General features: G+C 55.6%; 26 protein-coding genes and 1 other RNA gene. 14 read left to right on the forward strand and 13 right to left on the reverse strand.

The annotated features are described in order from the left end of the window. Nucleotides 1–67: 67 nt before the first annotated feature. From acuI to BLU89_RS04115, 5 genes are read right to left on the reverse strand one after another with little or no spacing between them, the layout of a single operon-like run. Nucleotides 68–1,063, reverse strand: coding sequence for an acryloyl-CoA reductase (gene acuI / locus BLU89_RS04095; RefSeq protein WP_074734675.1), 996 nt, complete (start codon nt 1,061–1,063; stop codon nt 68–70). A gap of 50 nt (nt 1,064–1,113) precedes the next feature. After that, on the reverse strand, nt 1,114–2,208 hold the full coding sequence (locus BLU89_RS04100) for a dimethylsulfoniopropionate demethylase (RefSeq protein ID WP_074734676.1): 1,095 nt from the start codon (nt 2,206–2,208) through the stop codon (nt 1,114–1,116). A 1-nt stretch (nt 2,209) separates the two neighbouring features. Continuing rightward, nucleotides 2,210–2,716 (reverse strand): DinB family protein, encoded by a 507-nt coding sequence (locus tag BLU89_RS04105; RefSeq protein WP_074734677.1) that lies wholly within the window; start codon nt 2,714–2,716, stop codon nt 2,210–2,212. After that, entirely contained in the window at nt 2,716–3,420 is a 705-nt protein-coding gene (locus BLU89_RS04110; RefSeq protein WP_074734678.1) for a DUF1326 domain-containing protein, read from the reverse strand. Before BLU89_RS04110 ends, BLU89_RS04105 begins: the two co-directional genes overlap by 1 nt. Before the next feature lie 4 nt (nt 3,421–3,424). Further along, on the reverse strand, nt 3,425–4,216 hold the full coding sequence (locus BLU89_RS04115; RefSeq protein WP_074734679.1) for a DUF2182 domain-containing protein: 792 nt from the start codon (nt 4,214–4,216) through the stop codon (nt 3,425–3,427). Between the two features lie 89 nt (nt 4,217–4,305). On the opposite strand from BLU89_RS04115, the gene BLU89_RS04120 reads away from it, so the two are divergent. From BLU89_RS04120 to BLU89_RS04160, 9 genes are all read left to right on the forward strand, one after another. Continuing rightward, nucleotides 4,306–5,037 (forward strand): FadR/GntR family transcriptional regulator, encoded by a 732-nt coding sequence (locus tag BLU89_RS04120; protein ID WP_074736375.1) that lies wholly within the window; start codon nt 4,306–4,308, stop codon nt 5,035–5,037. Between the two features lie 106 nt (nt 5,038–5,143). Continuing rightward, complete coding sequence (locus tag BLU89_RS04125) at nt 5,144–6,544, forward strand: selenium-binding protein SBP56-related protein (protein WP_074734681.1); 1,401 nt, start codon at nt 5,144–5,146, stop codon at nt 6,542–6,544. Between the two features lie 13 nt (nt 6,545–6,557). Further along, nucleotides 6,558–7,208 (forward strand): hypothetical protein, encoded by a 651-nt coding sequence (locus BLU89_RS04130; protein WP_074734683.1) that lies wholly within the window; start codon nt 6,558–6,560, stop codon nt 7,206–7,208. A 65-nt stretch (nt 7,209–7,273) separates the two neighbouring features. Then, entirely contained in the window at nt 7,274–7,636 is a 363-nt protein-coding gene (locus BLU89_RS04135) for a DUF4345 family protein (protein WP_074736377.1), read from the forward strand. Between the two features lie 36 nt (nt 7,637–7,672). Then, nucleotides 7,673–8,020, forward strand: a transfer-messenger RNA (tmRNA) gene (gene ssrA / locus BLU89_RS04140). Nucleotides 8,021–8,119: 99 nt separating this feature from the next. Then, nucleotides 8,120–8,554 carry an ester cyclase gene (locus BLU89_RS04145; protein WP_074734685.1) on the forward strand — a complete coding sequence of 145 codons (435 nt, stop codon included), beginning with the start codon at nt 8,120–8,122 and terminating at the stop codon, nt 8,552–8,554. A 126-nt stretch (nt 8,555–8,680) separates the two neighbouring features. Then, a complete protein-coding gene (locus BLU89_RS04150; protein WP_074734687.1) occupies nt 8,681–9,496 on the forward strand; it encodes a chromate resistance protein ChrB domain-containing protein in 816 nt (271 codons plus the stop codon). Continuing rightward, entirely contained in the window at nt 9,493–10,743 is a 1,251-nt protein-coding gene (gene chrA, locus BLU89_RS04155; protein WP_074734689.1) for a chromate efflux transporter, read from the forward strand. Before BLU89_RS04150 ends, chrA begins: the two co-directional genes overlap by 4 nt. A 76-nt stretch (nt 10,744–10,819) precedes the next feature. Further along, entirely contained in the window at nt 10,820–11,287 is a 468-nt protein-coding gene (locus BLU89_RS04160) for an SspB family protein (protein ID WP_074734690.1), read from the forward strand. Between the two features lie 28 nt (nt 11,288–11,315). Here BLU89_RS04160 and BLU89_RS04165 read toward each other — a convergent pair whose 3' ends face one another. Beyond that, nucleotides 11,316–11,879, reverse strand: a complete 564-nt coding sequence (locus BLU89_RS04165; RefSeq protein WP_074734692.1) for a hypothetical protein — start codon at nt 11,877–11,879, stop codon at nt 11,316–11,318. 205 nt (nt 11,880–12,084) lie between these two features. On the opposite strand from BLU89_RS04165, the gene fumC reads away from it, so the two are divergent. Genes fumC through BLU89_RS04185 form a run of 4 tightly spaced genes read left to right on the forward strand, consistent with a single transcriptional unit; the run spans nt 12,085 to nt 14,538 of the window. Next, entirely contained in the window at nt 12,085–13,482 is a 1,398-nt protein-coding gene (gene fumC, locus BLU89_RS04170; RefSeq protein ID WP_074734694.1) for a class II fumarate hydratase, read from the forward strand. Next, nucleotides 13,482–13,658, forward strand: coding sequence for a DUF4169 family protein (locus BLU89_RS04175; protein WP_074734696.1), 177 nt, complete (start codon nt 13,482–13,484; stop codon nt 13,656–13,658). Before fumC ends, BLU89_RS04175 begins: the two co-directional genes overlap by 1 nt. Continuing rightward, complete coding sequence (locus BLU89_RS04180) at nt 13,655–13,876, forward strand: ribbon-helix-helix domain-containing protein (protein ID WP_074734698.1); 222 nt, start codon at nt 13,655–13,657, stop codon at nt 13,874–13,876. Before BLU89_RS04175 ends, BLU89_RS04180 begins: the two co-directional genes overlap by 4 nt. 59 nt (nt 13,877–13,935) lie before the next feature. Beyond that, nucleotides 13,936–14,538: a DNA-3-methyladenine glycosylase I gene (locus tag BLU89_RS04185; protein WP_074734700.1), complete on the forward strand. Its 603-nt coding sequence runs from the start codon at nt 13,936–13,938 to the stop codon at nt 14,536–14,538. Nucleotides 14,539–14,550: 12 nt separating this feature from the next. Here the strand turns inward: BLU89_RS04185 and BLU89_RS04190 are convergent, their stop codons facing one another. The 4 genes from BLU89_RS04190 to BLU89_RS04205 all read right to left on the reverse strand — a co-directional run bounded on the left by BLU89_RS04190 (nt 14,551) and on the right by BLU89_RS04205 (nt 18,905). Continuing rightward, nucleotides 14,551–15,432 carry a fructose bisphosphate aldolase gene (locus BLU89_RS04190; protein WP_074734702.1) on the reverse strand — a complete coding sequence of 294 codons (882 nt, stop codon included), beginning with the start codon at nt 15,430–15,432 and terminating at the stop codon, nt 14,551–14,553. Nucleotides 15,433–15,504: 72 nt separating this feature from the next. After that, the gene (locus BLU89_RS04195; protein ID WP_074734704.1) at nt 15,505–16,854 is read right to left on the reverse strand and encodes a cytochrome P450; all 1,350 of its coding nucleotides are present in this window, start codon (nt 16,852–16,854) and stop codon (nt 15,505–15,507) included. Beyond that, complete coding sequence (locus BLU89_RS04200; protein ID WP_074734706.1) at nt 16,851–18,065, reverse strand: hypothetical protein; 1,215 nt, start codon at nt 18,063–18,065, stop codon at nt 16,851–16,853. The genes BLU89_RS04195 and BLU89_RS04200 overlap by 4 nt, the downstream gene beginning before the upstream one ends. 87 nt (nt 18,066–18,152) lie before the next feature. Next, on the reverse strand, nt 18,153–18,905 hold the full coding sequence (locus BLU89_RS04205; protein ID WP_074734708.1) for a cytochrome c biogenesis CcdA family protein: 753 nt from the start codon (nt 18,903–18,905) through the stop codon (nt 18,153–18,155). Between the two features lie 105 nt (nt 18,906–19,010). On the opposite strand from BLU89_RS04205, the gene BLU89_RS04210 reads away from it, so the two are divergent. Next, nucleotides 19,011–19,244 carry a sulfurtransferase TusA family protein gene (locus tag BLU89_RS04210; protein WP_074734710.1) on the forward strand — a complete coding sequence of 78 codons (234 nt, stop codon included), beginning with the start codon at nt 19,011–19,013 and terminating at the stop codon, nt 19,242–19,244. A gap of 51 nt (nt 19,245–19,295) precedes the next feature. Here the strand turns inward: BLU89_RS04210 and BLU89_RS04215 are convergent, their stop codons facing one another. From BLU89_RS04215 to BLU89_RS04225, 3 genes are all read right to left on the reverse strand, one after another. Then, nucleotides 19,296–22,079, reverse strand: coding sequence for an Rne/Rng family ribonuclease (locus BLU89_RS04215; protein ID WP_074734712.1), 2,784 nt, complete (start codon nt 22,077–22,079; stop codon nt 19,296–19,298). A 513-nt stretch (nt 22,080–22,592) separates the two neighbouring features. Beyond that, nucleotides 22,593–23,927: a sigma-54-dependent transcriptional regulator gene (locus BLU89_RS04220; protein ID WP_074734714.1), complete on the reverse strand. Its 1,335-nt coding sequence runs from the start codon at nt 23,925–23,927 to the stop codon at nt 22,593–22,595. A gap of 11 nt (nt 23,928–23,938) precedes the next feature. After that, nucleotides 23,939–25,717 carry a sensor histidine kinase gene (locus BLU89_RS04225; protein ID WP_074734716.1) on the reverse strand — a complete coding sequence of 593 codons (1,779 nt, stop codon included), beginning with the start codon at nt 25,715–25,717 and terminating at the stop codon, nt 23,939–23,941. Between the last annotated feature and the right edge of the window lie 21 nt (nt 25,718–25,738).

The raw sequence follows: 25,738 nt of genomic DNA on the forward strand, positions 1-25,738 counted from the left end.
GCCATCATTCATTTCAAAGTAACCGGCCAGATACGCGATCCAGCCGGTTGCTCATCCAATTTTCTGATCAGGCGTTCACGTCGATGACAACACGACCCTTCACCTGTCCCTGCAGAATGTCCGCACCCAATTTCGGCAGATCGGACAAGGTTGCCGGTTGAACCATCGCTTCAAGCTTGTCCATTGGCAGATCGGTCGCGATGCGCTGCCAGGCACGTACCCGGTTGTCATAGGGCTGCATGACGCTGTCGATGCCCAGCAAGCTCACACCGCGCAGCAGGAACGGGATCACCGTTGCCGGCAGCGCCGCCCCACCGGCCAGACCAACCGCAGCGACCGAAGCGCCATATTTCATCTGCCCCAAAACACGGGCAAGCATGGCTCCGCCAACTGCATCGACGCACCCTGCCCAGTTTTCACTTTCCAATGGACGCTTGATGGTCTCGTTCAGTTCATCGCGTGGAACGATCGAGGTTGCGCCCAGAGATTTAAGATAATTCGCGGTTTCCGGACGACCGGTAACCGCCGCGACCTCATAGCCCAGATGCGCCAGAATGGCGGTCGCGACCGAGCCAACACCGCCCGCAGCACCTGTGACAAGCACAGGACCATGTCCCGGCTGCATTCCGTGATCTTCAAGCGCCATGACGGCCAGCATCGCAGTAAACCCGGCGGTCCCAACCGCCATGGCCTGCCGTGTATCCAACCCGTTCGGCAAAGGAACCAGCCAATCTGCCCTGGCGTTGGCTTTCTGGGAATATCCACCCCAATGCGCCTCACCCACACGCCAGCCGGTCAAAACAACCTTGTCACCGGGTTTGTAGCGGTCATCCGATGATTGCTCGACCGTGCCCGCATAATCGATGCCCGGAATATGTGGATAGCTTCGCACCAGGCCACCGCCCTTTGGCGACATGCACAGCCCGTCTTTGTAGTTCACTGTCGAGTATTCAACAGCGACGGTCACTTCACCCTCGGGCAATGCATCCAACGACAATTGCTTTACCGAAGCGCTTGCCAAACCACTTTCTTCATCTTTTTCAACAACAAGTGCGTTAAACATAAACTTGCTCCTTTTATTGCCTCAATGGGCTGTGTTCCTGAATCTCGGACTCAGCGCCAGAACTTCTTCTGCACTTCGACCCACCGCATTCCATGTTCGGTCATCAACTCGATCCGCGTACCAGGAGTCCAATGTGACTGGTCAACCATTCCAATAGCAACATTCACGCCAAACTCGGGCGAATACCCAGCCGAGGCCACCTGCCCGACCTGATGCCCCCCGGCCATCAAGGTCCAGGATTCAGTGCACGGGCCGATTTCACCCTCGATTACAAGCGGACGGATTTGCCTTGAAGGCCCGTTCTCTGCCTGATCGACCAGAGCAGCCTTTCCGACATAATCCAATGGTGAGTTGCAAAACCGCGACAACCCGCATTCATATGGCGTGTTCTCACGCCGCATGTCCGATCCGAAACTCAAAAGACCGCTTTCAATCCGTTCTATTCCGTTCGGACATCCCGCACGCACATTTAGATCGCGACCATTCGCAAACAAAGCGTTCCAAAGCGGCATTCCATATTCGGCCCCCTCGACGTAAATTTCGAAGCCACCTTGTTTCGACCAACCGGACCGGGCAACAACAAATGATGTATCTTCGAACGCCAACCGTTTGTATCGAAAGAATTTTATGTCTCTTACCGCATCGCCAAAAACGCGCGCCATCAGATCAATTGCCTTGGGACCTTGCACGGCCAGCGGCGACACGTCCGGCTCAGTGACATCAACGTCCAGCCCCAACGCAATCACCATGCCCAAAGCGAATTGCCAAAGATCGCCATCGGCAACCGACAACCAATAATGATCATCCGCCAGTTTAACCGCGACAGGATCGTTCAACATGCCGCCATTATGATCGACAATCGGTATGTAGTAACACTGGTCTGCCTGCATCTTGTCCATATCGCGCGGGCTGAGCATCTTCATCAGCCGGAGCGCGTCGGGACCTTTGATCTGAACCTGTCTCTCACTCGCGACATCCCAGACCTGCACATGCTGTTTCAGATGCGCGGCATCGGCCTCAACGCTTTCGAAGACCGTTGGTAGCAGCATGTGATTATAGACCGTGTAAGCCTTGACCCCTTCGGTCTCGACGCCTGACGTAAATGGGGTTTTTCGTACACGTCGGTTCGGCATGATGACTGCCATGTCATAAATCCTCGGGCAGAAAGACAAGATCACTGACCGGCGCCTGAGATCTCGCCTCTGTCAGCATTTGATGCAATTGCCCGCGATGATGCGTCATATGGTTGAACATATGGATAATGCATTGCGCATAAGGCTTTGTTACATCACTCTCTTTTGCCGCTGAAAACCACGTGAACGAGCCGGATATTTCGTCATCTCCCAGCGTATCCGCCCATCTGGTGATCCGGTCGTCTATCGTGTCGCGCAACGGCAACCAGTCGGACATATTGGTGCAAATTGAGACACTCTCGGGGATGCCACCACCTGGTCCGGGTCCATTATCAAACCGTGAAATCCAGATCCAATCCCCCCAAAGCAAGTGATTGGCCGTTCCCATGATTGATCCGAAGAAGGCACCGCGATCAAGGGTGAGTTCTTCGGCAGGTAGCGATTGAAGAAATCCCTTTAACTGTTTGTTTTGCCAACGGCTATATCGCGCCATCTCACGCGCGTAAGCTCCGGTTATCATCACTTGGGCCCGTGCCAGTCGATGGGGCAAATCTCAGCCGATTTGCCGCCAAAATCCCAAACACGACCATAATCGCGCACTTTGGATTTTGTCCCTTTGGCCACGATAATGTCCGGGCCCATCCAGTATTTCGAATTCGAAACCATCACCGGATGCTCGGGGTCTTTTCCCGCCAGCATCTCGATCTCACCCTGAATCTTTCGCCCGATCGTGATCCGGCGTTTTGTGCCATCCCTTTCAATCTGAACAGGCGCGCGCTCGGCCCCGATGATTTCACTGACCAACATAGTGAACAGGCCAGTTGTTCCACCCGCTTGACCGCTGAAAATCTGCAGCAACCCGTTATAGGCTTTCCCGCTGGAGCGTTCATCAACATACGCTGCGACTTTCCACTGCCCCTCTCCCATACGGCCCGGAATATCGACGAGCAGTCCCACATTCAGACCGGAGAGGTCTTCGCCCTCATAGTGACCCTCATCAATGATGATGCCCATCCACGCATGGCAATGCCCTTCGGTCGGAGGGTGCGCACCCAGCGAAACCACGCAAGGACAGAACACATCGCAGGAGCAGTTCAGGATGAGTTCACCCTTAATTGCCCAGTCCGTCGGGCTCATCTCGCGCCGTTTGGGATTGGGCATCCGGCTGTCAATCCGCTGACTGATCGGCAGCTTATCCGCCTCCGGTTTTCTGTTCTTAGCCATTCACTTATCCTCCGTAAGCAATGTGATGCACGAGCAATCCTAAGCCACCCGCAATCAAGATGACCCCCATAGGGCGCGTCACCGCATGCCCAATCTGGGGAATTTTCTCCAAAACCATGAATAGGGTTGCGAGGCCCATCCACAACAGACTCATAACTCCGCCGACAAAACCCAACGCCATGAACCCCCAACAACAGCCGACGCAGAACGCTCCCAGCCCCAGCCCCATGCGCACCCCGCCTGCGAATCCGGTTCTCCAATGGCCTAGGAAATAGGTCATAGGTGCATGACACACACCATGGCAGACCTCTTTCGTGCGGGAAAACTGGAATGCTCCAACCACGATCAGAAGACCGGCTGCCAGATAAGGAGACTTTGCGATCCCCAGCATATCGATCGCACCGCCGAACAATAACGCAAGTTGTAGGCCGGTGATCAAAGCAGCAAAACCGACCCAGGCAAAGAAGTATCCCAGCAATACACCCAACCACCCTGCCCGAGTGCCATTGGCGCTGCGGATCAGGTCATCATAGCTGCGTAAGGTTGGGACCAATGTTGGCAGCATCATCGCGGCCATCATAATCGCCCACATCCAAAACAAAGGCCCGAACTCGGCCATGGGCATGTACATGTCCATGCGCGGATCCATCGCCGCCATGACCTGCCCCATCGGCCCGGGCCGACCAATCCAGTCCAGGTCCATATCGCGGCTCATCGAGACCATCATCCACCACGCCCAAAGGATCGCGATGTAGAAGCCCAACCAAAGCGCACTGCGGAAAACTGAGCGACTCACTTGCGCCTCCCGACTCAACTCTCTTGCTTTTCAAATGTCAGACTTTTAAATGTCAGACAAATGAAAATTTACGAATCCGAACGATGACCATGAAAATTGACCCACGAAGCCCTGCTGATCTATCGGCCCAAATTGCGCAGGCAATTCGGGATGCGATTGTGTCCGGGCGGTTGATCGTGGATGAGCGGTTACCGTCCGAGTCTGAGCTCGCTGACCAGTTTCAGGTCTCTCGCCCAACAGTGCGCGAAGCGTTGAAACGGCTTGCTGCGCAGTCGCTGATCCGCACGCAACGCGGCGCGTCAGGTGGGGCTTTTGTGAACCGACTGAATTTTGAGGACGCCTATTCACAGCAGATCACAACCTCAACCCTGCTACTTTCGATGAACGCAGTCAGCTTTGATACGGCCTGCGAGGCCCGCTATGCGCTGGAGCGCGCCTGTGCATCTCTGTCGGCACAACGACGCACCGCAGATCAACTTGCAACGATGCGGGCCGAGATCTTTCGACAGGCACAACCGGGTCTGACAGATGAGGCTTTCTGCGCCTCGGACGTGGCCTTTCATCGCGCGCTGGTCGATGGCGCAGGCAATCCGGTGCTATCGTACCAACTTGCAGGTGCTGTCGAAGCAATGCAGCCGCTGATGAACATGATCACCTTTGGCGCACGCTCCCGCGAGGAGATCATCTCTTTGCACACAGATATCGCCGACGCGCTGGAGGCACGCGATGCGGCGACCGTGGATGCCGCGCTGATCAAACTGGAGAGCTATACAAGACAACTGGCGCAAGACGTGGCCGAACAGCGGCGCAGACCCGCATAAGAAAGAAGACCGAAACTAACGAGGATCCCGAGCAGGCAGCATGACATCCGGCGGAAAGACCGGAACTCTCAAAAAATTGAATATCAATTGCTTACGGGAGGACGTTATGAACCAAAGACCGGACCCAACCTTTTATCCATCAGCCAAGCTGGCGATGGAGGGCCCCACTGAGACTCTGGCCTTCACGCTGATGCTCAGCCCTGATTTTTCACAACCGGACGGATTGGCCGTTGTGAATGTCGACCCAACTTCAGATGACTATGGAAAGATTGTTCATCAGGTGATTATGCCGGAAAAAGGCGATGAATTTCACCACTTCGGATGGAACGCCTGCTCTTCTTCTCTGTCACCGCTCAGCGGTCATGCGTTTTTGGAACGCCGGTATTTGATCGTCCCTGGCATTCGGTCGAGCCGGATTTATATCATCGACGTCAAAAACCCACTGGAAGCTAAGATCCACAAGATCATCGAACCAGAAGAAGTCTTTGCTAAAACCGGATATTCCCGCCCTCATACGATCCATTGTGGTCCTGAAGGTATATATGTCAGCACCCTGGGTGGCGGTGGTGAAGATGGCACCGATGGACCTCCGGGTATCTTCATCATGGATTGCGAAAGCTTCGAAATCATCGGGCGCTATGAGATTGAGCGCGGGGTGCAGGACAAGCACTATGATTTCTGGTGGAACCTGCCGCGCGATTACATGGTCAGTTCCGAGTGGGGCCTGCCACCGCAATTCGAGAACGGGATCGTGGCCGAGGATTTGCTATCCAACAAGTATGGCCACAGCATCCATTTCTGGAATCTACGGGACCGGACGAACATTCAAACGATCGATCTGGGGGAAAACCACCAGATGGCGCTGGAAATCCGTCCCGCACATGATCCGGTCAAGCAATATGGCTTCTGCGGCGTTGTGGTGGATACCACAAATCTGCAAGGCGCAATCTTCACCTGGTGGCGCAACGAGGACGGCACATTTGAGGCCAAGAAGACCATCACGATTGATCCGGAGCCCGCTGACCCCGATGACCTGCCCGAATTGCTGAAAGGCTTTTCAGCCGTTCCGCCGCTGGTGACAGATATCGACCTTAGCCTGGACGATAAATACCTTTATGTGGCGTGCTGGGGCACGGGAGAGATGCATCAGTATGATGTCTCAGACCCGATGAACCCTAAACTAGCGGGCAAGGTAGAAATTGGTGGCATCGTCAAGAAAACCAAGCATCCCAACGGTCAGGAATTTGGATATGGCCCGCAGATGGTCGAGATCAGCCGCGATGGCAAACGCGTCTATTGGACCAACTCTCTCTATTCCACATGGGACGATCAGTTTTATCCCGGCGAGGGTGGTGCTGCCATGGTCAAAGCGGATGTCGGAGAGAACGGAAGCCTGACTCTCGACCCGAAGTTCTGGGTCGATTTTCCCGACGGCTATCGCGCCCACCAAATCCGTTTGGAAGGCGGAGACTGCTCGACCGACAGCTTCTGCTACCCATCAGTTTGAGTTGGAGATTTTGATGACATCAACGGCTGGCCTCTGGCTGGCCGTTGTACTCAGCGGCGCCTATCACGGTCTGAACCCCGGCATGGGCTGGCCGCTTGCTGTGTCTTCCGCATTGATGGAACAACGTCAATCGGCCCTCTGGCGCGCATTGGCGGCACTGGCAGGCGGGCATTTTGTGGCGATGCTGGGGGTCTTGCTGCCCTTCGCCCTGATGGCGGCTTTGGTCGAGTATCAGCGCGAAATTCGTATCGGTGCCGCTCTGATTGTGATCACCATGGGCACATACATCGCGATAACGCGTCGCCACCCGCGAATGTTGTCACGGATACCGCCCGGCAAACTGGCGCTCTGGTCGTTCCTTGTGGCTCTGGCCCACGGTGCCGCGTTAATGTTGGTCCCGATTTATCTTGGGCTTTGCGGTCTGGATGAACTGGATGCCGGGCATCGGGCGGTATCGGAAATCATGACCACAAACGGGCTGCTGGTATTGGCAGTCGCCGCTCTCCATACCACCGCTATGATCCTGGGTGGAGCAATCCTTGCGTTCGCAGTCTATCGCTGGCTGGGCCTACAGTTTCTGTCTCGCAGCTGGTTCAATCTTGAACTTATCTGGGCCCTCAGCTTGATACTGGTCGGAGTTTTAGGCCTTTGGTCAGCAATTTAGGTGCTTTTCTTCGCCCGATACCACGCTAGTTTATCCGTGCAGATCAAATGGGACACGAGGACAGAATGACCGCAACTCTCAACGTGATAGCCGCCTTGTTGACGATAGGTTTTGGCCTCTTTGGCTTTCTGGCCCCTGCGTTCACCGCCAACGCGCTGGATCTGGCCCCAACCAAAAGCACCATGGGTCTCAGTGAGATGCGCGCCTCGGTGGGCGGATTGTTTGTTGTAACCGGTGCTGCTGTACTCTGGCTTAACACTCCGATGGCCTATGCAATGTTGGGCGTTGTTTATGCCGGGGCCGCACTGGGTCGGTTCGTTTCCGTTTTTCTGGACAATCCACCAATGACCAAGGCCCTGACTTTTGGTGGAATCGAACTGGCTCTCGCCATCTGGCTCATCTTCGCCAACATAAGCAAAACACCGTAAGCATCTGAATTACTTAACAGCCTGATAAAATAATCCGAGTTTGCATCCCGCCTCGTCCTCACCTATATATGGAATGTCTTTCGGGACTATGGACATAAACGCGCTCGTAATAAGCGGATCGGACCCGGGGGCGGTACCCGGCGGCTCCACCAACCATCCTTCGTTTGGGGATTTTGGGGCCGAAATAGGATCGACGAACGTCTAAAGGGGTTAGCTTTGTCTCGGCTGTCTGCCACCGTTACCGGCGAAAATAGTACAATTGCAAACGACAATCGTGCTCCGGTTGCTGTTGCTGCGTAAGCAGTAGCAAAACCGAAACTTAAGCCCTTGCGCCTAGCCGCGTAAGGCGGGGTTCGCAGGTACCTGGCAACAGAAACCTGCATTTTCCAAATTATGCCTATTCAAAGCCCATAACTGATCTGAGATTCAGGGTTTGTTCATTTCTCTCGGCCATTTTCCTGTTTATACGACAGGAGGGCTGAGATGACGAACTCTGATAGGTTAAGGGCGTGGTATTCGGAGGTCTGGGAAAAGGGCAATACCGATGCGATCGATCATTTTTTCGCCCCTGACACGATGGCCGAAGGGTTGATCCCTGAAATGCAGGTCGGTGCGGATGACTTCCGCGATCTGGTCATGGCATTCCGTCATGTGCTGGGCGACATCACTGTCGAACTACCCAAGATCATCGAGAATGGAGATTGGGTTTCCGGCATCCTGCATGTCCGAACGTTCCGAGCTGACAATGGCGCCCCGCTTGAGGTTACGGGCCAGGTCATGGCCCGATTCAAGGGCGACAAGATGGTCGAGGCCTATAATCAGTTCGATTTCGTATCATTCTTCGAACAGCTGGGTCAGTTTCCACAGGATACGCTGCCTGTCTGCATGACTGGGCAAAGGCTGGACTGGGCCGGTTAATCGAGATCACAAGCTTGACCCATACCGCTTATGCACGATAGCAGAGCATTAAGGGGTAAGCTTGCGAACACCCCGTGAGGCGGCAGCCCAAGTTCGCATGTATCCAAAGCGACAAGGAAACATGCTATGGCTGCCCCCAATGCTATTACGCCCCGACAACTCTTGCGGCTGATCGGTACACCTCAAGCACCTCTGCTTGTTGATGTACGAACACAAGAAGATTTCAATGACGATGCCTGCCTGATCCCGGGTGCGATCCGACATTCCTATGAAGATATCGAAGGCATCCGAAAGCTGACCGGTGATCGCGCTTGCGTTGTAATCTGTCAGAAAGGCAAGAAACTGAGTCAGGGCGTCGTCTCCTGGTTGCAGGCGGATGGGGTGCGGGCCGAATATCTCGAAGGCGGAACGGTTGCGTGGCGTGCGACGGCGGGCGCGCAATCCGTCCCGGCCTCATATCTGCCGGCACCTGTCGGTGGCAGCACACTCTGGGTGACCCGGCACCGCCCCAAAATCGACCGTATCGCGTGTCCGTGGCTCATCCGCAGGTTTGTCGATACTCGCGCCCGGTTCCTCTTTGTTGCGCCTGCCGAAGTTGAGGGCGTCGCCGAACGTTTTGGCGCCACCCCTTTTGATGTCGAAGGGGCCGAGTGGAGCCATCGCGGCGACAAATGTACCTTTGACACGATGCTGGATGATTTCAGACTGCATTCCGAGCCGCTGGACCGAATGGCCACCATCGTACGCGCGGCTGATACAAATCGACATGATCTGTCGCCGGAAGCAGCCGGGCTGCTGGCCTTATCTGTCGGATTGTCTCGCCAATATCGGGACGATCAACAGCAATTGGAGGCTGGGCTACACCTGTACGACGCGCTCTATCGCTGGGCGCGGGATGGAACAGGTGAAACCCATGACTGGCCCGCAGGTCACGGTCAATGACTCCATCTTTCCGAGAACTGATTAAGGTGTTCGGGCGCATTGGCCTGCTCTCTTTCGGCGGGCCAGCCGCACAGATATCCCTAATGCATCAGGAACTGGTTGAGAATCGACCCTGGCTGGATGAGCAAACTTATCTGCGCGCGCTTTCGCTTTGTATGTTGCTGCCCGGCCCCGAAGCCATGCAACTGGCCACCTATGCGGGCTGGCGGCTGCGCGGCGTGACCGGAGGGCTGATCGCAGGTGCATTGTTTGTTCTGCCCGGTGCTTTGGTGATCGCGGTTCTTGTTGCGCTTTATGCGACTTATGGCACCTTACCGCTGGTTCAGGCCGGTTTTCTGGGCATCAAGGCCACTGTCATCATCATTGTCCTGAAAGCGCTGCGAAACCTGTCGCGGAAGGCGTTGATTGGCACCGAACATCAGGTGATCGCCGGCCTCGCCTTTCTTGGCATTTTTGCATTCAATCTGCCATTCCCGCTGATCATCCTCGGGGCTGCAACTTGGGGGTATGCCACATCGAAAGATCTTGCGCCTGCGACCATCCAGACAAGCCCAGCTCTTGTCGGGTCGGTTCGAACAGCGGTCTTCTGGCTGATCCTTTGGCTGGCGCCGCTGGTTCTGCTGCATCTGAGCGGGCAGGAACTGCTCAGTGATCTGGGCTGGTTCTTTGCCCGTCTCGCGGTTGTTACCTTTGGTGGTGCCTATGCAGTTCTGGCCTATATGACGCAAACCGTTGTCGAAACCTATCACTGGATCAACACTGACCAGATGATTGACGCGCTGGGGCTGGCTGAAACCACGCCCGGTCCCCTCATTCTGGTGACCCAGTTTGTCGCCATGCTCAGCGGGCAAATTGCCGGAGGCCCCTCCCTCGCGCTGGCTGCCGGGCTCGTGGCGCTGTGGGCAACGTTTGTCCCATGTTTCCTGTGGATTTTCCTTGCAGCGCCGCATCTGGATAGAATTGCCGCACGCCCGCGTCTTGGTGCGGCTATGCATGGAATCACGGCTGCTGTTGTTGGAGTGATTCTCAACCTGTCCGTGTGGTTCGGACTGAATGTCTTGTTCGCCAGCCTCCCGGGATGGCAGTTGGGACCTGTATCTTTACCCCTGCCCGATCTGACAACGCTTGATATCAGGGCATTGATTCTGACCGTTGCAGCTGGCCTGTTGATTTTCCGTATGAAATCCGGTTTAGCGACCACGTTGAGTATTATGGTTTTAGCCGGAATCGGATTGCAGGTTTTGTAACCAATACAGCCCATCACGGTCTTTCGTTTCCGTCTGAATGCCCTATGCTGGGAATAACCACTTTCGAGGATCAATCATGTCGCAAGACATCGACTACGGGAATCTGATGCACACGGCCATGCGTGGCCTGATAAAGACCGTCCTGACCGGCGTGTCCGAAACAGGCCTGCCCGGTGCACATCATTTCTTTATTACCTTTGATACACGACATGAGGGTGTCGAACTCGCCGATTGGCTACGTCAGCGGTATCCGGGTGAGATGACGATTGTCATGCAGCACTGGTTCGAAAATCTGGAAGTCGGGGATGAGGGATTCTCGATCACCCTGAATTTCGGCGACGCACCTGAACCGCTCTATATCCCGTATCTGGCGATCAAAACCTTCGTCGACCCCTCGGTTGAATTCGGCCTGCGCTTTGAAAGCCCCGAGGATGAGAATGAAGAAGATCATCTGATCGAGGAAGCCCCGATCGAGATCGGGGTAGAAGAGCCCGAATCCCATCATGATGCGGATGTGGTTTCACTGGACAGCTTCCGCAAATAGACTGCAAAAAAACCCATTAAATTGGAGTTTATTTCTTTGTCAGGAATGTCTCGACCGAGCGGGATTTATCGCCATTGCGGAATCTGGTAAAGGACAGGTTCAGCCCACCTTCGGCCAGCGTTCGATCAAATTGCTGCAGCTCGTAACCGCCATTTTCCGCAATAAACAGTGAAAACACGGTCAGAGTACCCCCCTCGATCCGCCCCCAAACGAACGGCTCGCCCTTCATGGGATCAAGCTGGACCTCATGGCCGAATACATTGCGCTTCATCGCTGCTGAATAGACGTCCGGCCGGTCCGATTGTTGAAAATCAACCGAGTACTTCTCGTCCTTGATCCGCCCATCATCCTTGTACGTTGTTGTTGACCAGCTCACATTGAAACCGCTTTTGATTTCATGGATCGAGACGCTCATATCCCGAGGTGTCGAAGTTCCATCCGCATCGATGACATCGGCTGATCCGGTATAGTCGCCAACAAACGGATCGATTTCGCCAGCCAGCGCTTGCAGTGCAAACACCGTCATCCAGATATTTGCAGCAAGCGCCAATACGACCGCATGTATGGCTCGTTCCGGAATTGATACGCGCATGGCTGCCTCCGCTATTTTTGTTCCCTCATCTTAACTTTAGCCCGCTGACGTACAATGGCACTGTTTTCGCTAACAGAATTTTTTTGGCAGCGCATCACCTATACCTTTAATCAACCCGCGTTTAATGTGCGCACAACTGGCCGATTGCACCCCGGCTTTGCTGCGGGTAAACGGCATACGACTGCATACCAGACCGGAGTGACCGATGTCCCGAACCCGCACCGAATCCGACAGCTTTGGCCCGCTTGAAGTACCTGCCGACAAATATTGGGGCGCACAAACGCAACGCTCGATCATTAACTTTCCCATTGGATGGGAAAAACAACCTGTTGCCATCGTGCGCGCACTGGGCGTGATCAAGAAAGCCTGCGCGATGGAAAACAAGGCCATCGGCAAACTGGATGCCAAAATTGCTGATGCGATCATTCAGGCCGCAGGCGAAGTAGTTGAGGGCAAGTTCGACGACAACTTCCCTTTGGTCGTCTGGCAGACCGGATCTGGCACGCAATCGAACATGAACTCGAACGAAGTGATCGCGAACCGTGCGATCGAGATCCTGGGCGGTGTGATTGGCTCAAAAGATCCGGTACATCCAAATGATCATTGTAATATGGGCCAGTCATCAAACGACACTTTCCCAACCGCAATGCACATCGCCACCGCCGTCAGTGTACGCGACGTGCTGCTGCCCGGTCTAAACAAGCTGGCCGCCGCGCTGGAACAAAAAGCCGACGAGTTTGCGGGCATCATCAAGATCGGCCGCACCCACACGCAGGACGCGACACCCCTGACGCTGGAACAGGAATTCGGTGCCTACGCACATCAGATTCGTCAGGGCATCGCGCGGGTCGAGGCATCGATGCCGGGTATTTATGAACTGGCACAGGGTGGCACCGCAGTCGGCACTGGTCTGAATACACATCACGGCTGGGATGAAGCTGTAGCCGCCAACATGGCTGAGATTACGGGCCTGCCGTTCGTTACTGCACCCAACAAGTTCGAAGCCTTGGCAGCCCATGACGCGATGGTATTCCTGTCCGGTGCGCTCGCCACTATCGCTGGATCAAGTTACAAAATTGCCAACGATATCCGCCTGCTGGGCTCTGGCCCCCGCTCTGGTCTAGGCGAGCTCATTCTTCCCGAAAACGAACCTGGGTCATCGATTATGCCCGGGAAAGTGAACCCGACACAGGCCGAAGCTTTGACCCAAGTTGCAGCCCATGTGATGGGAAATGATGCTGCGATCAAGTTTGCTGGATCGCAGGGGCATTTCCAGTTGAACGTCTACAACCCGATGATGTCCTATAACCTACTGCAATCGATACAATTACTGGGCGATGCGACCGACAGCTTTACGGAACGTATGTTACTTGGAATCAAAGCCAACGAGCCACGTATCGAAAAACTGATGATGGAATCACTGATGCTCGTTACCGCTTTGGCGCCGACCATCGGGTACGACAATGCCACCACCGTCGCCAAAACGGCGCACAAAAACGGCACGACCCTGAAAGAAGAAGCAATTGCGCTGGGTTTCGTGGATGAAGAAACTTTTGACGCCGTCGTACGCCCTGAACATATGATCGGGCCGAAAGAGTTATAATGGGCAAACCGGTCAACCTGAACCGGTATCGAAAAGAAAAGGCGCGGGCCGAGAAAAAGGTCCGCGCTGATGTAAACGCTGCTAAGTTCGGGCAATCCAAGGCAAACAAGACGGTTGTGAAGCTGGAGAAGGACAAGCAACGACGAGATCTTGACGGCCACAAGGTTGACGAATGAAAGGACGCCCTGTCAAACGCTCGCTGACCTTGCAAGGTCATCGCACCTCGGTTTCACTAGAGGATGAATTTTGGCAGGCCTTTCGCGATATCGCTCGTGAAAAAGAGCTTCCGATCAATGTTTTGGCAGCACAAATTGACGCAGATCGCGATCCCGATACTGGATTGGCGTCGGCCATTCGTGTGTTCATTTTGGATTGGTACCGTCAAGCCGAGTAACCCCTTGATTTGAGCTGATCGCATCGCCTATGTTCATTCGGAACAAAGGGTGTACATTTATGAGCGATACAGTTCCAGGTCCTGACGGACAACCACGCTGCGCATGGTGTAACTCGGCACCAGAATTCTTTGAGTATCATGATAATGAATGGGGATATCCCGTTGCAGACGACCGTCGGCTTTTCGAAAAACTTTGTCTCGAAAGCTTTCAATCCGGCCTGAGCTGGCGAACGATCCTCGCCAAGCGTGAGAATTTCAGGGAGGCGTTTTGTAATTTTGATTTCAACAAGGTAGCCGAGTTTTCTGATGTCGATGTCGAACGGCTGTTGTCCGATAGTGGTATCGTACGTCACCGCGGCAAGATCGAGGCCGTAATCAATAATGCCGGCCGCGCACAGGACCTGATCGCCGCTGAGGGTTCTCTGGCTGCTTATGTCTGGAGATTTGAAGCCGAACCTCCAGCAGCGCCTCAGACCGCGTCCACCTCGGCTGAATCCGTCGCAATGTCCAAGGACTTGAAGAAACGTGGCTGGAAATTTGTCGGCCCTACGACTGTATTTGCCTTCATGCAGGCCATGGGGTTGATCAATGATCACGCCAAAGGGTGTATTATGCGCGAAAAAGCGGCGCAGTTGCGCCGCGATTTCTTCAAACCCGTGTAATTTCGCCTCAGATCAAACCGACGCGCGGTAGATATTGTTGATATTGCCACCGAGTGCTGCGTTGAATTCCGCATCGGATTGCTGTTTGGACAATCCTTCAGTCAGCGCGCGCGAGAATGACGCGATCATCTTGCCGTTCTGGCTTAGCAAGTCGCAGGCCTGCTCGGTCGAGTAACCACCGGACAGCGCCACGACACGCAGAACGCGCGGGTGATTGGCCAGTTCGTCATACAGATTTGCCTGATTTGGAATGGTCAGTTTCAGCATGATTTCCTGCCCTTCGGACAGTTGATCGAGATTCTTCAGGATTTCCGATTTCAGAATATCTTCGGCCTCGGCTTTGGTTTCCGAATGGATATTCACCTCGGGCTCGACAATTGGCACCTTACCTGCACCGGTTACCACGCGCGCCACGTCGAACTGCTGTGCAACAACGTCAGCAATACCCTGCGCGTTGGCTTCGTGAATGACCGAACGTTCCTTGGTGCCAAAAACACCTTCTGCTTTGGCCAATGTACCGGCCAGACCAGGGATCGGTTTCATCATTTGAACGCCATTGGCTTGATCCTCAAGCCCTTTGTCGATCTTCAGAAAGGGTACGATGCCTTTGACGGACCAGAGGTAGTCTGCAACTTTCTTGCCATCAATTTCCTCACCCAGCGTCCGTTCAAACAGGATCGCGCCTATCACCTTATCGTTGGTGAAATCATCAGCCAGAATGATCCGCGCACGCATCTTTTGGATTTCGCCGAACATCTCTTCGTCCGAACCATATTCCGATGCTTCAACACCATACAGCGCCAGCGCTTTGGGGGTTGAACCGCCGCTTTGGTCCAGGGCTGCGACAAATCCTGCGCCGTCGGACATTTGTGCGTGCTGTTCTGCTTTCGACATAACTCATTCCCGTTCAATATGATTCCGCATTTGCCAATCGCATACAGCATGCCGCAGAACGATGGTAGTTTGTTAGCGCTCAACCAAGCGCAACCATATTCCGTCTTTTGATCTGACCGTGAGATGCGCAACCGGAACAGGTGTTTTTCCTTCGACTATTTCAAAGCGGTACCGGCGCAACAGCGTCGACAAGATCAATGGCCCCTCAACCATCGCGAATCCGGCCCCCGTGCAGACGCGGGGCCCCGCCGAAAAGGGAATATAGGCCTCGCGCTGGCATTTTTTGCCATTTTCAGTCGACCACCGCGTCGGGTCGAAATCGTCCGGATTGTCCCAAAGCCGTTCGTGCCGATGCAAATGCCAGGGGCTGAGTACGATCTGAGACCCTTTCGCGACGTCCCGGTCGCGGAATTGTTCAGGGCTGCTTGCCTCGCGCACCATCATCGGAACCGGAGGATACAGGCGGAGCGCCTCGCGAAATACATCACGGCTGAGTTTCAGCCGGGACATGGCGGAAAAGTCAGGCGCGTCCAGCGCCTGCGCTTCCTTAGCCAGCTTGTCCTGCCACTCTGGATACAAGGCCATCAGATAGAGGGTCCAAGCCAGCGCCGAGGCGCTGGTCTCATGACCTGCCAGAAAGAAGATTGCGACCTGATCAACCATTTCCTGTGTGTCGAAGCATTCCCCGGTTTCCGGATCCGGAGTCGTCATGATTTTGGTCGCAAGATCGTCGGGCGCTGTCCCATCCGAAATCGCGTTGGCGCGCTGCGTGGTCAAACGGCTGATCAACTCCCGAATCCGGCGGGCAGTCTGGCGCGTCTTGCGGGAATGGAAACGGGGCACCCAATTGGGAACAGGAATAAAAGCAGCAAGATTCAGCAGGGGCTGTTCGCGTTGATAAGTGCGGAATTTATCAAACACCTGAGCCGCAACCTCATGTTCGATCGGAACCGAGAACAAGGTCCTGAAGATGACGTCAGCCGCGGCGTGACTGGTAATTTCTTCGCACTCCACCACCTGCCCAACACGTACTCCAAGCCGATCTACACAGGCCTGAGCGGCCTCAACCATCGCCGGGAACGTTTCTTTCAGCCGTCCGCCCTCAAAGGCCGGATCAATGATCCGTCGCTGGCGTTTCCATATCTCACCATTGGTCAGAAACACCGACTGACCCAGCAAGGGCCGCAGACCTTCGCTGATGCGGCCTGATTTGGGAAATGCATCGGGTCGTTTCTTCAGCACCGTGTGGATCAGATCAGGCTGATTGATCATATACGAACGAAAGAATGGCGTTCGGAACTCAGCCATCCACGCCCGGTATAGGCGCTGTGGCTGTGCAGATAACAGATCCTGCCGAAACAGACGCAGATACCGCCAGAGCGAGATCTTGTCGGGACGCGCCATGGGTTTTGGTGGCTTCATGCAGACACCGAGGTGTATTTTGAAACGGCACGATCGATACGTGAACGCGACGGCGTGCGCCCCTTAAATCGTTGCCTCAATGTCTTGGGTCCCGCAGTGATGCGGAAATAGTCGTATACACCGGGCCGATCAAATGCGCAAAGGTACTGAAAATGAAGGCGAAAGAATCGCCACCGCAATTGCTGCCATCGTGCGGGGGTCAGAGTCTGGGTGAAAGCTGCCGAAAGAACCAGAGGCCAGCGTTTATCGGGGCTGGCAACACCACTGACCGCGACCGGGTCGCACAACGCAAACGCGCAGCCATCCCCCGGTGCCGATACGTCAATCCAGGTAATGTCCTTTCGTTCTGACAGATACTGAAGATCGGCGCGTAAAGCTTGTGCCTGAGGCAGAAACGACACCATAGGCACCACCTGCCCCAATGTCAGAAAAGACAATACTGGCTGATCTAATGCACCATCCTGGCGTCGCAACAGGTCTGCCAGAACGGATACGCCCATATGGGCACCCGAGCTGTGACCGACGATCAACACCTCATCGACATCTGTCTTCAACGCTTGTGCGATCAGGTCGGAAAACTGCCCCAACCTGACCTGCAGATCAGGCGAACAGGCACCTTGCAACCGTGCGGAATGGGCGTAATCATGCATCAGATAATAGGCGAAAAACCGGTTATCGAGCTTTCGAAACCAGTGCATCAACGCGTAGGCCAACCCTGCCGCCGGAAACAGCGCCATCCATCCGATAATCGTCAATAGTGCGGCCGCCAAACCCCAAGCAACCAGCAATGAAAATGTGAGTTGCGCCAGCAACATCCCAACCGGATAAAGGGCCGCGATCACTGGACCTTTGCGCAACCGCGTCAGCCGCCAAAGCGTACCTGTTGCGATATAGATCCAAGCCGTCCGCGCCAGCTGAAGATAGGTCGCCGGGATCGACTGAGCCATACTGTCACGCACAATATCGGACCAAACCAGTACGTCGACATCCGTCTCGACATTGTGGTTGCCCTGCCGTGAGGTCACGTGCCAACCATATGGCCCGTCACCAGGCTTGGCACGGATATCAATCTTGTAGCCTGAGATATCCGCCTGCGCAGACCCTTCTTTTCGGTATAGTTCACGATACCGGCGTGGGTGAATCGGATCATATCCGGGAATGTAAAACACCCGGCGCGTTCGCACCTGCGGATGGGGTTGTTGACTGCTCATTACCCGGCCCTCTGCCCCGCAGATTAGCGCAGCGAAGCGGCCAAAGTAAGACCTGCCGTACGCCCAACAGCATTTAACGTCAGAGGGTTAACCCAGGGTTGCCAAAGCCGGAAAGGTCTCGAGCAACCACCAACTGAATTCTGTGAACAGCCCGGTGACAAGCATGATGCCGACAAACAGCAGCAGCCCGCCCATGACCTTTTCGATCGCGCCCATATGCGGCTTGATGCGGTTCATCACCGCCATCGAACGATTGAGGAACATTGCGGCCAGCAAAAACGGAATACCAAGCCCCGCCGCATAGAAACCCAACAGTAATGTGCCCCGCGCAACCGAGGCCTCAGACGCGGCCAGCGACAAGATCGCACCTAGTTGCGGCCCAATGCACGGAGTCCAGCCAAATGCGAAGGCCAGCCCGAGGATATACGCCCCAAAAACTGATCCACCGGATTCACCGGCATCAACCCGCGCTTCACGATCCAGCAAAGGAATGCGGAAAACGTTCAGGAAATGCAGACCAAAGACAATCACGACAGCGCCTGACAGCTTGGCAAAAAGCTCCTGATTCTGCAGAACAAAAGCGCCAAAAGCTGACGCCGTGAACCCAAGCAGCAGGAAGACGGTCGACAGACCCAGCACGAAAAACAGCGCAGACAGCGTCGCCTTGCGGCGCGCACGTGCCTCGTCCTGCATCTCGTTGATGGTTACACCACTCATATACGCGAGGTATGGCGGCACAATCGGCAGCACACAGGGTGACAAAAAGCTGATCAGCCCGCCAAGCATGGCAACAAACATGGCAGGCAACAGACCTGCATCGATGATTTCAATTCCGAACATGAATCAGGACATATGGCATCGCATCGGTTTCGTCACGGGGCCATTCGGTCACATCCTCGTGGTTGCACGCTGGACAGTATCGTTTGATCGAAATATCTCAACCAAATGACTGATGAGACAGAAACGCTGGATGCCTTGGGGTTGCTATGCCCTCTGCCCGTCCTGAAAGCCCGCAAACGGCTCAAATCTCTGCCCGCCGGAGGCCTGCTGCGACTGTTGGCAGATGATCCGGCGGCAATTATCGACGTGCCGCATTTCTGTTCTGAGGCAGGCCATACGCTGGTCTCACAAAACAGCGCGGACGGGCATCAAATCTATCTGATACGCAAAAGCGAATAGAGGTTATCTTTGGCCAATGAAAAAGGCGGGCCGCATGGCCCGCCTTTTCATTTATTGTCCCAAAGACCACCATCCGCGTCGCTTGGGTTTGTCAGGTGACGGATCAGGTTCTTCCGTCACAACTTCGAGAACCGGTGCGGGTGTTTCGGCCTCAACACGTTCGGGTTCAACGGGAGTGAGCTGAATTTCAGCTTCCGCAACCTCTGGTTCAACCGCATCCTCGCTCGGAGCTGCGACCACCTCGGATTCAGCCGCGGTCTCTGTCGGAGCCTCGGCAACCTCGGGTTCAGGTGCTTTCTCGGAAGTCTCAACCTCGGTTGCGGGTTCAGAATGTTCCGCCTCTTCAGCCTCAGCTTTAACCGGCTCTGCAGCTATTTCATCAGTTGCAGGCTGCGCTTCACTGACCTTTGTTTCTGCTTCGACATCTTTCTTTCGACGACGCGGTGCCCGGCGCTTTTTGGGTTTGGCTGCTTTTTCGGCCTCTTCCTCGGCGGCTGGCTCATCCTCGGTCTGCTGAGGTTCGACGGTCTCGGCCTGATCGTCCGTTTCCGCGTTGGCGACCGCATCAGGGTCGTCGGCATTGCCGTCCAACGCTTCTCCCCCGCCCGAGCCCTTCTTGCGCCGACGCCGACGCCGCTTACGCTTGGGCTTGGCCTCTTCCTCGCTCTGGACTGCAGTGTCTTCTTCGCTCTCGTCCTCGTCGGTCGCGTCGATCATATCCATCAGCGAGGCATCTACCGACACCACAGGTGCCGTGGCCTCGGGGACAACGCGGCTGGCAGTCTTGAACTTCTCCATCGAGAAATCAGGGCTGACCAGATGCACATCACCTTCGATCCGAACAGACAGGCCATAGCGGGCCTCGATCTGTGCGATATGCTCGCGCTTCTGGTTCATCAGGAAGTTGGCGATGCTGACCGGGCAGCGCACCAAAACCTCGCGCGAACGGCGGCGAGTACCTTCTTCTTCAATCTGACGCAGGATCGAAAGCGCCATGTTGTCATCGGATCGGATCAGGCCCGTTCCGTGGCAAGCCGGGCAAGGCTGGGTCGTCGCCTCAAGCATACCTGGACGCAGCCGCTGACGGCTCATCTCCATCAGGCCAAAGCCTGAAATGCGACCCATCTGGATGCGGGCGCGATCGGTCTTCAGCTTGTCCTTCATACGCTTTTCGACGGCCGAGTTGTTTTTGCGCTCGTCCATATCGATAAAGTCGATGACAATCAGACCAGCCAAGTCACGCAACCGCAATTGGCGCGCGACTTCTTCGGCCGCCTCAAGGTTGGTCTTAAGCGCCGTTTCTTCGATCGAGCCTTCTTTGGTCGCCCGACCTGAGTTCACGTCGATCGCCACCAGCGCTTCGGTCACGCCGATCACGATGTAGCCGCCCGATTTCAGCTGAACGGTCGGGTTAAACATCCCCGCCAAATAGCTTTCTACCTGATAGCGCGCGAAAAGAGGTAAGGCATCCTCGTACCGTTTCACGTTCTTGGCGTGCGACGGCATGATCATCTTCATAAAGTCTTTAGCGATGCGATACCCGCCCTCGCCTTCGACCAGAACCTCGTCGATATCACGGTTATACAGATCTCGGATCGAGCGTTTGATCAGGTCGCCTTCTTCATAGATCTTCGCCGGTGCAATCGATTGCAGCGTCAGTTCGCGTATCTGCTCCCACAAACGCTGCAGGTATTCATAGTCGCGCTTGATCTCGGATTTTGTGCGCTTGGCCCCTGCAGTTCGCACAATCAGGCCCGCACCAACCGGCACATCGATTTCCGACGCAATGTCCTTAAGTTTCTTTCGGTCTGCCGCATTGGTGATTTTACGGCTGATTCCACCACCCCGCGCGGTGTTGGGCATCAATACGCAATAGCGCCCAGCCAGAGACAGATATGTCGTCAGCGCCGCACCCTTGTTGCCGCGTTCTTCCTTAACGACTTGCACCAGCAGAACCTGGCGCACCTTAATGACTTCCTGAATCTTGTACCGGCGTGGACGCGGCTTACGCGGAGGGCGAATATCTTCGCTGTCATCTTCATCCGCTACGGATTCGATCGAGTCGTCTTTTGATACAGCGTCCGAGGCCTTAGCATCCTCGCCATCATCAGCGTCTTCAGGAGTCTCTACGTCAGTAGAATCTCCGGTGCTCTCTTCCTGAGCGGCATCAGCAACAGCCTCTTCAGATGTACTTTCTGCAACAACTTCAGTTTGTTCTTCGGCCGTTTCTTCTGTGCCAGGCGTCGCTTCCTCGGAGACCAGTTCAGCGGCTTCCTCTTCCGACTGATCAACCGCGTCATCTTTCGGCTCTTCAACCGGGGTCTCAGCAACCGTATCCATGGGCGAAGTACCCTCGGGTACCGATAGATCGGCGTCCTCGGCTTCATCACCCAGATCAATGGTTTCCATGCCGGTAGGTTCGGACGAAAGTTCCAAGGTTTCGACCGGATCGTCAGATTTCACATCCGCTGCCTTGCTACGCGAACGCGACCGGCGCTTCTTAGGCCTGGGTTCTTCCGCCTCATCCCGCGCTTTCATTGCCTCGGCATAAGCGCGTTCTTCCTCCATCAGCGCCTCACGGTCGGCGACGGGGATTTGGTAATAATCCGGATGTATCTCGGAAAACGCCAGAAACCCATGCCGGTTTCCGCCATAATCCACGAACGCCGCCTGTAGCGACGGCTCGACCCGTGTTACTTTTGCAAGATAGATGTTGCCAGCAAGCTGGCGTTTGTTTTCGGATTCAAAGTCGAATTCCTCAACCTTGTTTCCGTCGACCACCACAATGCGAGTTTCCTCCGCGTGGGTGGCATCGATAAGCATTTTCTTAGCCATGTGTCCTTGGTGCACCGCGCCAAACGCGTTGTCCTGACCTGTCCAGGCGGACGGGCGCTTTTGGGGAGGTGTCTTGTCAGGGCGATATCAGACGGCGCGCGGCAGGGTCTGGCGCTGTGGCCCCCTGCCCGTATACTCAATCGTTGCGCGCGCGTCATCGCGGTTCTTCTCCGACAGGCGCGGGATAGGGCCGCTGCCTGCCCATTTATTCCTTTCACCCGTCAGAACGGGCTCAGGTATTCAGCTGCCCCGTTTGGGGCATAATCGGTCTGCTGAACCGCATGGGTATGATCCTCAACGCCGGATCAGCAGCGAAACTCAAAGATTCGGGACTTCTGAGTGTCAAATCACCCGGCCCGTCTGCACACAATAAAAGCAGTCCTGTGGAAAAGACAATGGTCAAACTGCATCACCGCGCACAGAACCCGCGCGCTGATCTCTACATATGGCCAAAAATACTCCGGAGACGAATTAAGCCGCAGGTTCAAGAGGGGGCGGACCCCCTCCCTGCCCTCACAAATAATCCGAACGCTGCAGTCCGTATTTCGCCATTTTCTCGTTCAGAGTCCGGCGCGGCAGGCACAGTTCATCCATGACGGACGCGATCGAGCCCTTGTGACGCCGCATCGTATTGTCGATCAGCATCCGTTCGAACGCCTCAACATATTCCTTAAGCGGCTTGCCTTCGGTCGTCATCACCGGCTGCATTTCCTCGTGATCCGACATCAGAAGTGAGGCTATCGTCCCCGACCCGCGTCGCGACTGCAACACGGCCCGCTCAGCGATATTGATCAATTGGCGCACATTGCCCGGCCACGGTGCCTGCAATAGTTGCGCCGCCTCCTGCGCGCTGACCTGAGGCGCATCACAGCCATACTCTTCGGCAAACTGTTCGCTGAGACGTGTGAAAAGTGTGAGAATATCCTCGCCCCGCTGACGCAGCGGCGGCATCGTGATGCGCAACGCAGCCAGCCGGTAGAACAGGTCCGGGCGCAGAACGTCCTCCGAAGTCTTGCCTGCCTCCTGCAGGTTCGAAATCGCAACGATCCGCGTTTCCGCCGGGGTGCCCTGTTCGTTCATCACACTCAGAAGGCGGGCCTGAAGCGTATCGCTCAGAGCTTCGACATCCTCAAGAACCAACGTCCCGCCGCGCGCTTCTTCAACCGCAGGCAGTTGGGTGTCTTCCGGTAGCATCGGACCAAACAGGCGTTTGGAAAGCGTTTCTTCCTCAAGCGCGGCGCAGGAGACCAGGACAAATTTTTTGCCCGCCCGACTGCCGACAGCGTGCAGGGCATGGGCAACAAGGGTCTTGCCAGTGCCGGTCTCACCGTCGATCAGGACATGGCCATCAGCCTGGCCCAGATCCAGAATATCCTCGCGCAGACGCTCCATCACCGGGCTCGCGCCGATAAGTTTGTTCATGATCTGGGTTCCACCCGACAGCTCGCGCCGCAAGGCGCGGTTGTCCAATGTCAGACGGCGCGCATTACTGGCGCGTTTGGCAAGTTCGGACATCCGGTCGGGGTTGAACGGTTTTTCCAGAAAGTCGAACGCGCCGACCCGCATCGCTTCAACCGCCATGGGCACATCGCCATGGCCGGTGATCATGATGACCGGCAGCGTACTGTCCGCGCCCATCAGCTTTTTCAGCAATTGAATCCCGTCCATTCCAGGCATCTTGATGTCCGAAATCACGATCCCCGGATAATCCGGACCAAGTACTTTGAGCGCATCCTCGGCGCTCGAAAAGGTCTCGGTGTCATAGCCGGACAGCGCAAGCCATTGGCTGATCGACTGACGCATGTCCTGTTCGTCATCCACGATGGCGATCTTCATGGCCTGTGCCATAGTCTTCCCTTTTATTCTGCGGCCTCAAGGCCGTCGCTTCCCAAAATGGGCATTTGCATCTCAAACACCGCACCGCCTTGCTGGCCGTTGCGTGCGGTAAGCCGTCCGCCATGGTCGTTCACGATCCCGGACGAGATGGCAAGCCCCAGACCCACGCCATCCCCCGGGCGTTTGGTCGTATAAAACGGTTCAAACAGGCTCTCGATGTCATCGATCCCGTGCCCGTTGTCGCGCACAGTAAGCACCGCAGTGTCACCTGCCGCGAGAATGATCTCAACATCCGGGTCTTCAACTGATTTGGTTGCGTCCAGCGCATTGCGCAAGAGATTGACCATAACTTGTTCAATCCGCATCCGATCTCCCATCACTATAACAGGATCTTCCGGCAGAATCTGAGTAATTTTCACATGACGTTGCCGCAACTGCGGCTCCATCATCGACAGGGATGAGGCAAGCGCTTCGCTAAGGTTTACTGGGGAAAACGCGTCTGCACCCTTGCGGGCATAAGATTTCAACTGACGCGTAATCGCGCCCATCCGTTCGATCAGGCCGTCAATCCGGCCAAAGCTGGCCAGCGCCTCTTCGGGTCGGTTGCGTCGCAGCAACAGGCGTGCGCCAGCCAGATAAGTTTTCATCGCGGCTAGCGGTTGGTTCAACTCGTGACTGACTGCGGCAGACATCTCACCCAAGGCCGCCAGTTTCGAGCTTTGCGCAAGGGTCTGCTCGGCAACTTCCAACGTCTTTTCAACCCGTTCCCGCTCAGCAATTTCCCGCTGCAGCCTTGCGTTCAATGCGCGAAGCTCCGCCGACTCGCGCTGGAACAAGGTCATACGCGACGTGGCCCGGCGGCTGAGCGCATAGAAAGCCAGCGCCAGAAGAATCGCGAAGGCCATGATCTCAAGTGCCAGCACGCTGTTCACCTTTTCCCGGATCGGCGAATAGGTGGTGAACGAGGTCATCTGCCAGCCGCGGAATGGGATACGTGTCTCCATCCGCATCACCGCTTCACCTTGCAGATAGGCATCCGGAGGCAGCGCGTTCCAATCCGTTGTTGCCCGGATCGCCCGCTGGATGGCGGTCTGCGGGGGCTGGCGCAGAATTGCACTGCTTTCGTCCAGCCCGCGCCATTGTGGTTCAGTCGACAGGATGATCGCACCGGTGCTGTCCGTTACCATCACCGCGTCAGAAATTCCCGCCCAGGCGCGTTCAAACTTCTGCAGGTCGACCTCGACCACGATCACACCGAGAATCTCGGCATTGGCTTCGATCCGGCGCGAGTAGACAAAACTGTAGCCACCCGCTTCGCGCGGAATGACCGAGAAAATCGTCGCGTTCGACCGCATCGCATCAATGAAATACGGAGAGCCGCGGTGGCCTTCGCCCAAACGGCTACGATCCGTTGCCGCAACCGTCAGCCCGTCTCCATCCAGAAGAACAAGCGAGGCAGCACCAATTTCTTCAACAAAGGAAATCAGACGCTGGGTCGACAGCGTATAGTCGCTGGATTGCAACGCCGAGATCAGCGTCGGATCGCGCGCGAGGAGTTGCGGAACGATAGAGTTGCGCCGCAATTCACTGAGCAAGTTGCCGGAATACAGTGCCTGGCGCAGTTCTGCCCTATTTCTTGTGGACTCGGTAAAGCGACTGGTTAACAGGCTGTTAGTGATCCATACCGTCGCGACGGTTGCAATCAGCAACAGGAACACGGCAAGCCGCAATCGCCAACCCAATGGCGATCCGCGCAGCCGGTTCAAAAACCCGTTTCCGTCTGATAGATCTTCCGCACTCATGTCCCGACGCTAATCGTCCGG

Origin of the sequence: Ruegeria halocynthiae (assembly GCF_900106805.1) — a bacterium.
Lineage (GTDB): Bacteria > Pseudomonadota > Alphaproteobacteria > Rhodobacterales > Rhodobacteraceae > Ruegeria > Ruegeria halocynthiae.

Coding starts and splice junctions, on each gene's coding strand:
- BLU89_RS04110 (WP_074734678.1), bottom strand. CDS start 3,420: ATGGCTAAGAACAGAAAACCGGAGGCGGATAAGCTGCCGATCAGTCAG.
- BLU89_RS04180 (WP_074734698.1), top strand. CDS start 13,655: ATGAAAGGACGCCCTGTCAAACGCTCGCTGACCTTGCAAGGTCATCGC.
- BLU89_RS04205 (WP_074734708.1), bottom strand. CDS start 18,905: ATGTTCGGAATTGAAATCATCGATGCAGGTCTGTTGCCTGCCATGTTT.
- BLU89_RS04125 (WP_074734681.1), top strand. CDS start 5,144: ATGAACCAAAGACCGGACCCAACCTTTTATCCATCAGCCAAGCTGGCG.
- BLU89_RS04215 (WP_074734712.1), bottom strand. CDS start 22,079: ATGGCTAAGAAAATGCTTATCGATGCCACCCACGCGGAGGAAACTCGC.
- BLU89_RS04150 (WP_074734687.1), top strand. CDS start 8,681: ATGGCTGCCCCCAATGCTATTACGCCCCGACAACTCTTGCGGCTGATC.
- acuI (WP_074734675.1), bottom strand. CDS start 1,063: ATGTTTAACGCACTTGTTGTTGAAAAAGATGAAGAAAGTGGTTTGGCA.
- BLU89_RS04100 (WP_074734676.1), bottom strand. CDS start 2,208: ATGGCAGTCATCATGCCGAACCGACGTGTACGAAAAACCCCATTTACG.
- chrA (WP_074734689.1), top strand. CDS start 9,493: ATGACTCCATCTTTCCGAGAACTGATTAAGGTGTTCGGGCGCATTGGC.
- BLU89_RS04145 (WP_074734685.1), top strand. CDS start 8,120: ATGACGAACTCTGATAGGTTAAGGGCGTGGTATTCGGAGGTCTGGGAA.
- BLU89_RS04165 (WP_074734692.1), bottom strand. CDS start 11,879: ATGCGCGTATCAATTCCGGAACGAGCCATACATGCGGTCGTATTGGCG.
- BLU89_RS04210 (WP_074734710.1), top strand. CDS start 19,011: ATGACTGATGAGACAGAAACGCTGGATGCCTTGGGGTTGCTATGCCCT.
- BLU89_RS04160 (WP_074734690.1), top strand. CDS start 10,820: ATGTCGCAAGACATCGACTACGGGAATCTGATGCACACGGCCATGCGT.
- BLU89_RS04190 (WP_074734702.1), bottom strand. CDS start 15,432: ATGTCGAAAGCAGAACAGCACGCACAAATGTCCGACGGCGCAGGATTT.
- BLU89_RS04185 (WP_074734700.1), top strand. CDS start 13,936: ATGAGCGATACAGTTCCAGGTCCTGACGGACAACCACGCTGCGCATGG.
- BLU89_RS04175 (WP_074734696.1), top strand. CDS start 13,482: ATGGGCAAACCGGTCAACCTGAACCGGTATCGAAAAGAAAAGGCGCGG.
- BLU89_RS04130 (WP_074734683.1), top strand. CDS start 6,558: ATGACATCAACGGCTGGCCTCTGGCTGGCCGTTGTACTCAGCGGCGCC.
- BLU89_RS04200 (WP_074734706.1), bottom strand. CDS start 18,065: ATGAGCAGTCAACAACCCCATCCGCAGGTGCGAACGCGCCGGGTGTTT.
- BLU89_RS04105 (WP_074734677.1), bottom strand. CDS start 2,716: ATGATAACCGGAGCTTACGCGCGTGAGATGGCGCGATATAGCCGTTGG.
- BLU89_RS04195 (WP_074734704.1), bottom strand. CDS start 16,854: ATGAAGCCACCAAAACCCATGGCGCGTCCCGACAAGATCTCGCTCTGG.
- BLU89_RS04225 (WP_074734716.1), bottom strand. CDS start 25,717: ATGAGTGCGGAAGATCTATCAGACGGAAACGGGTTTTTGAACCGGCTG.
- fumC (WP_074734694.1), top strand. CDS start 12,085: ATGTCCCGAACCCGCACCGAATCCGACAGCTTTGGCCCGCTTGAAGTA.
- BLU89_RS04220 (WP_074734714.1), bottom strand. CDS start 23,927: ATGGCACAGGCCATGAAGATCGCCATCGTGGATGACGAACAGGACATG.
- BLU89_RS04135 (WP_074736377.1), top strand. CDS start 7,274: ATGACCGCAACTCTCAACGTGATAGCCGCCTTGTTGACGATAGGTTTT.
- BLU89_RS04120 (WP_074736375.1), top strand. CDS start 4,306: ATGAAAATTGACCCACGAAGCCCTGCTGATCTATCGGCCCAAATTGCG.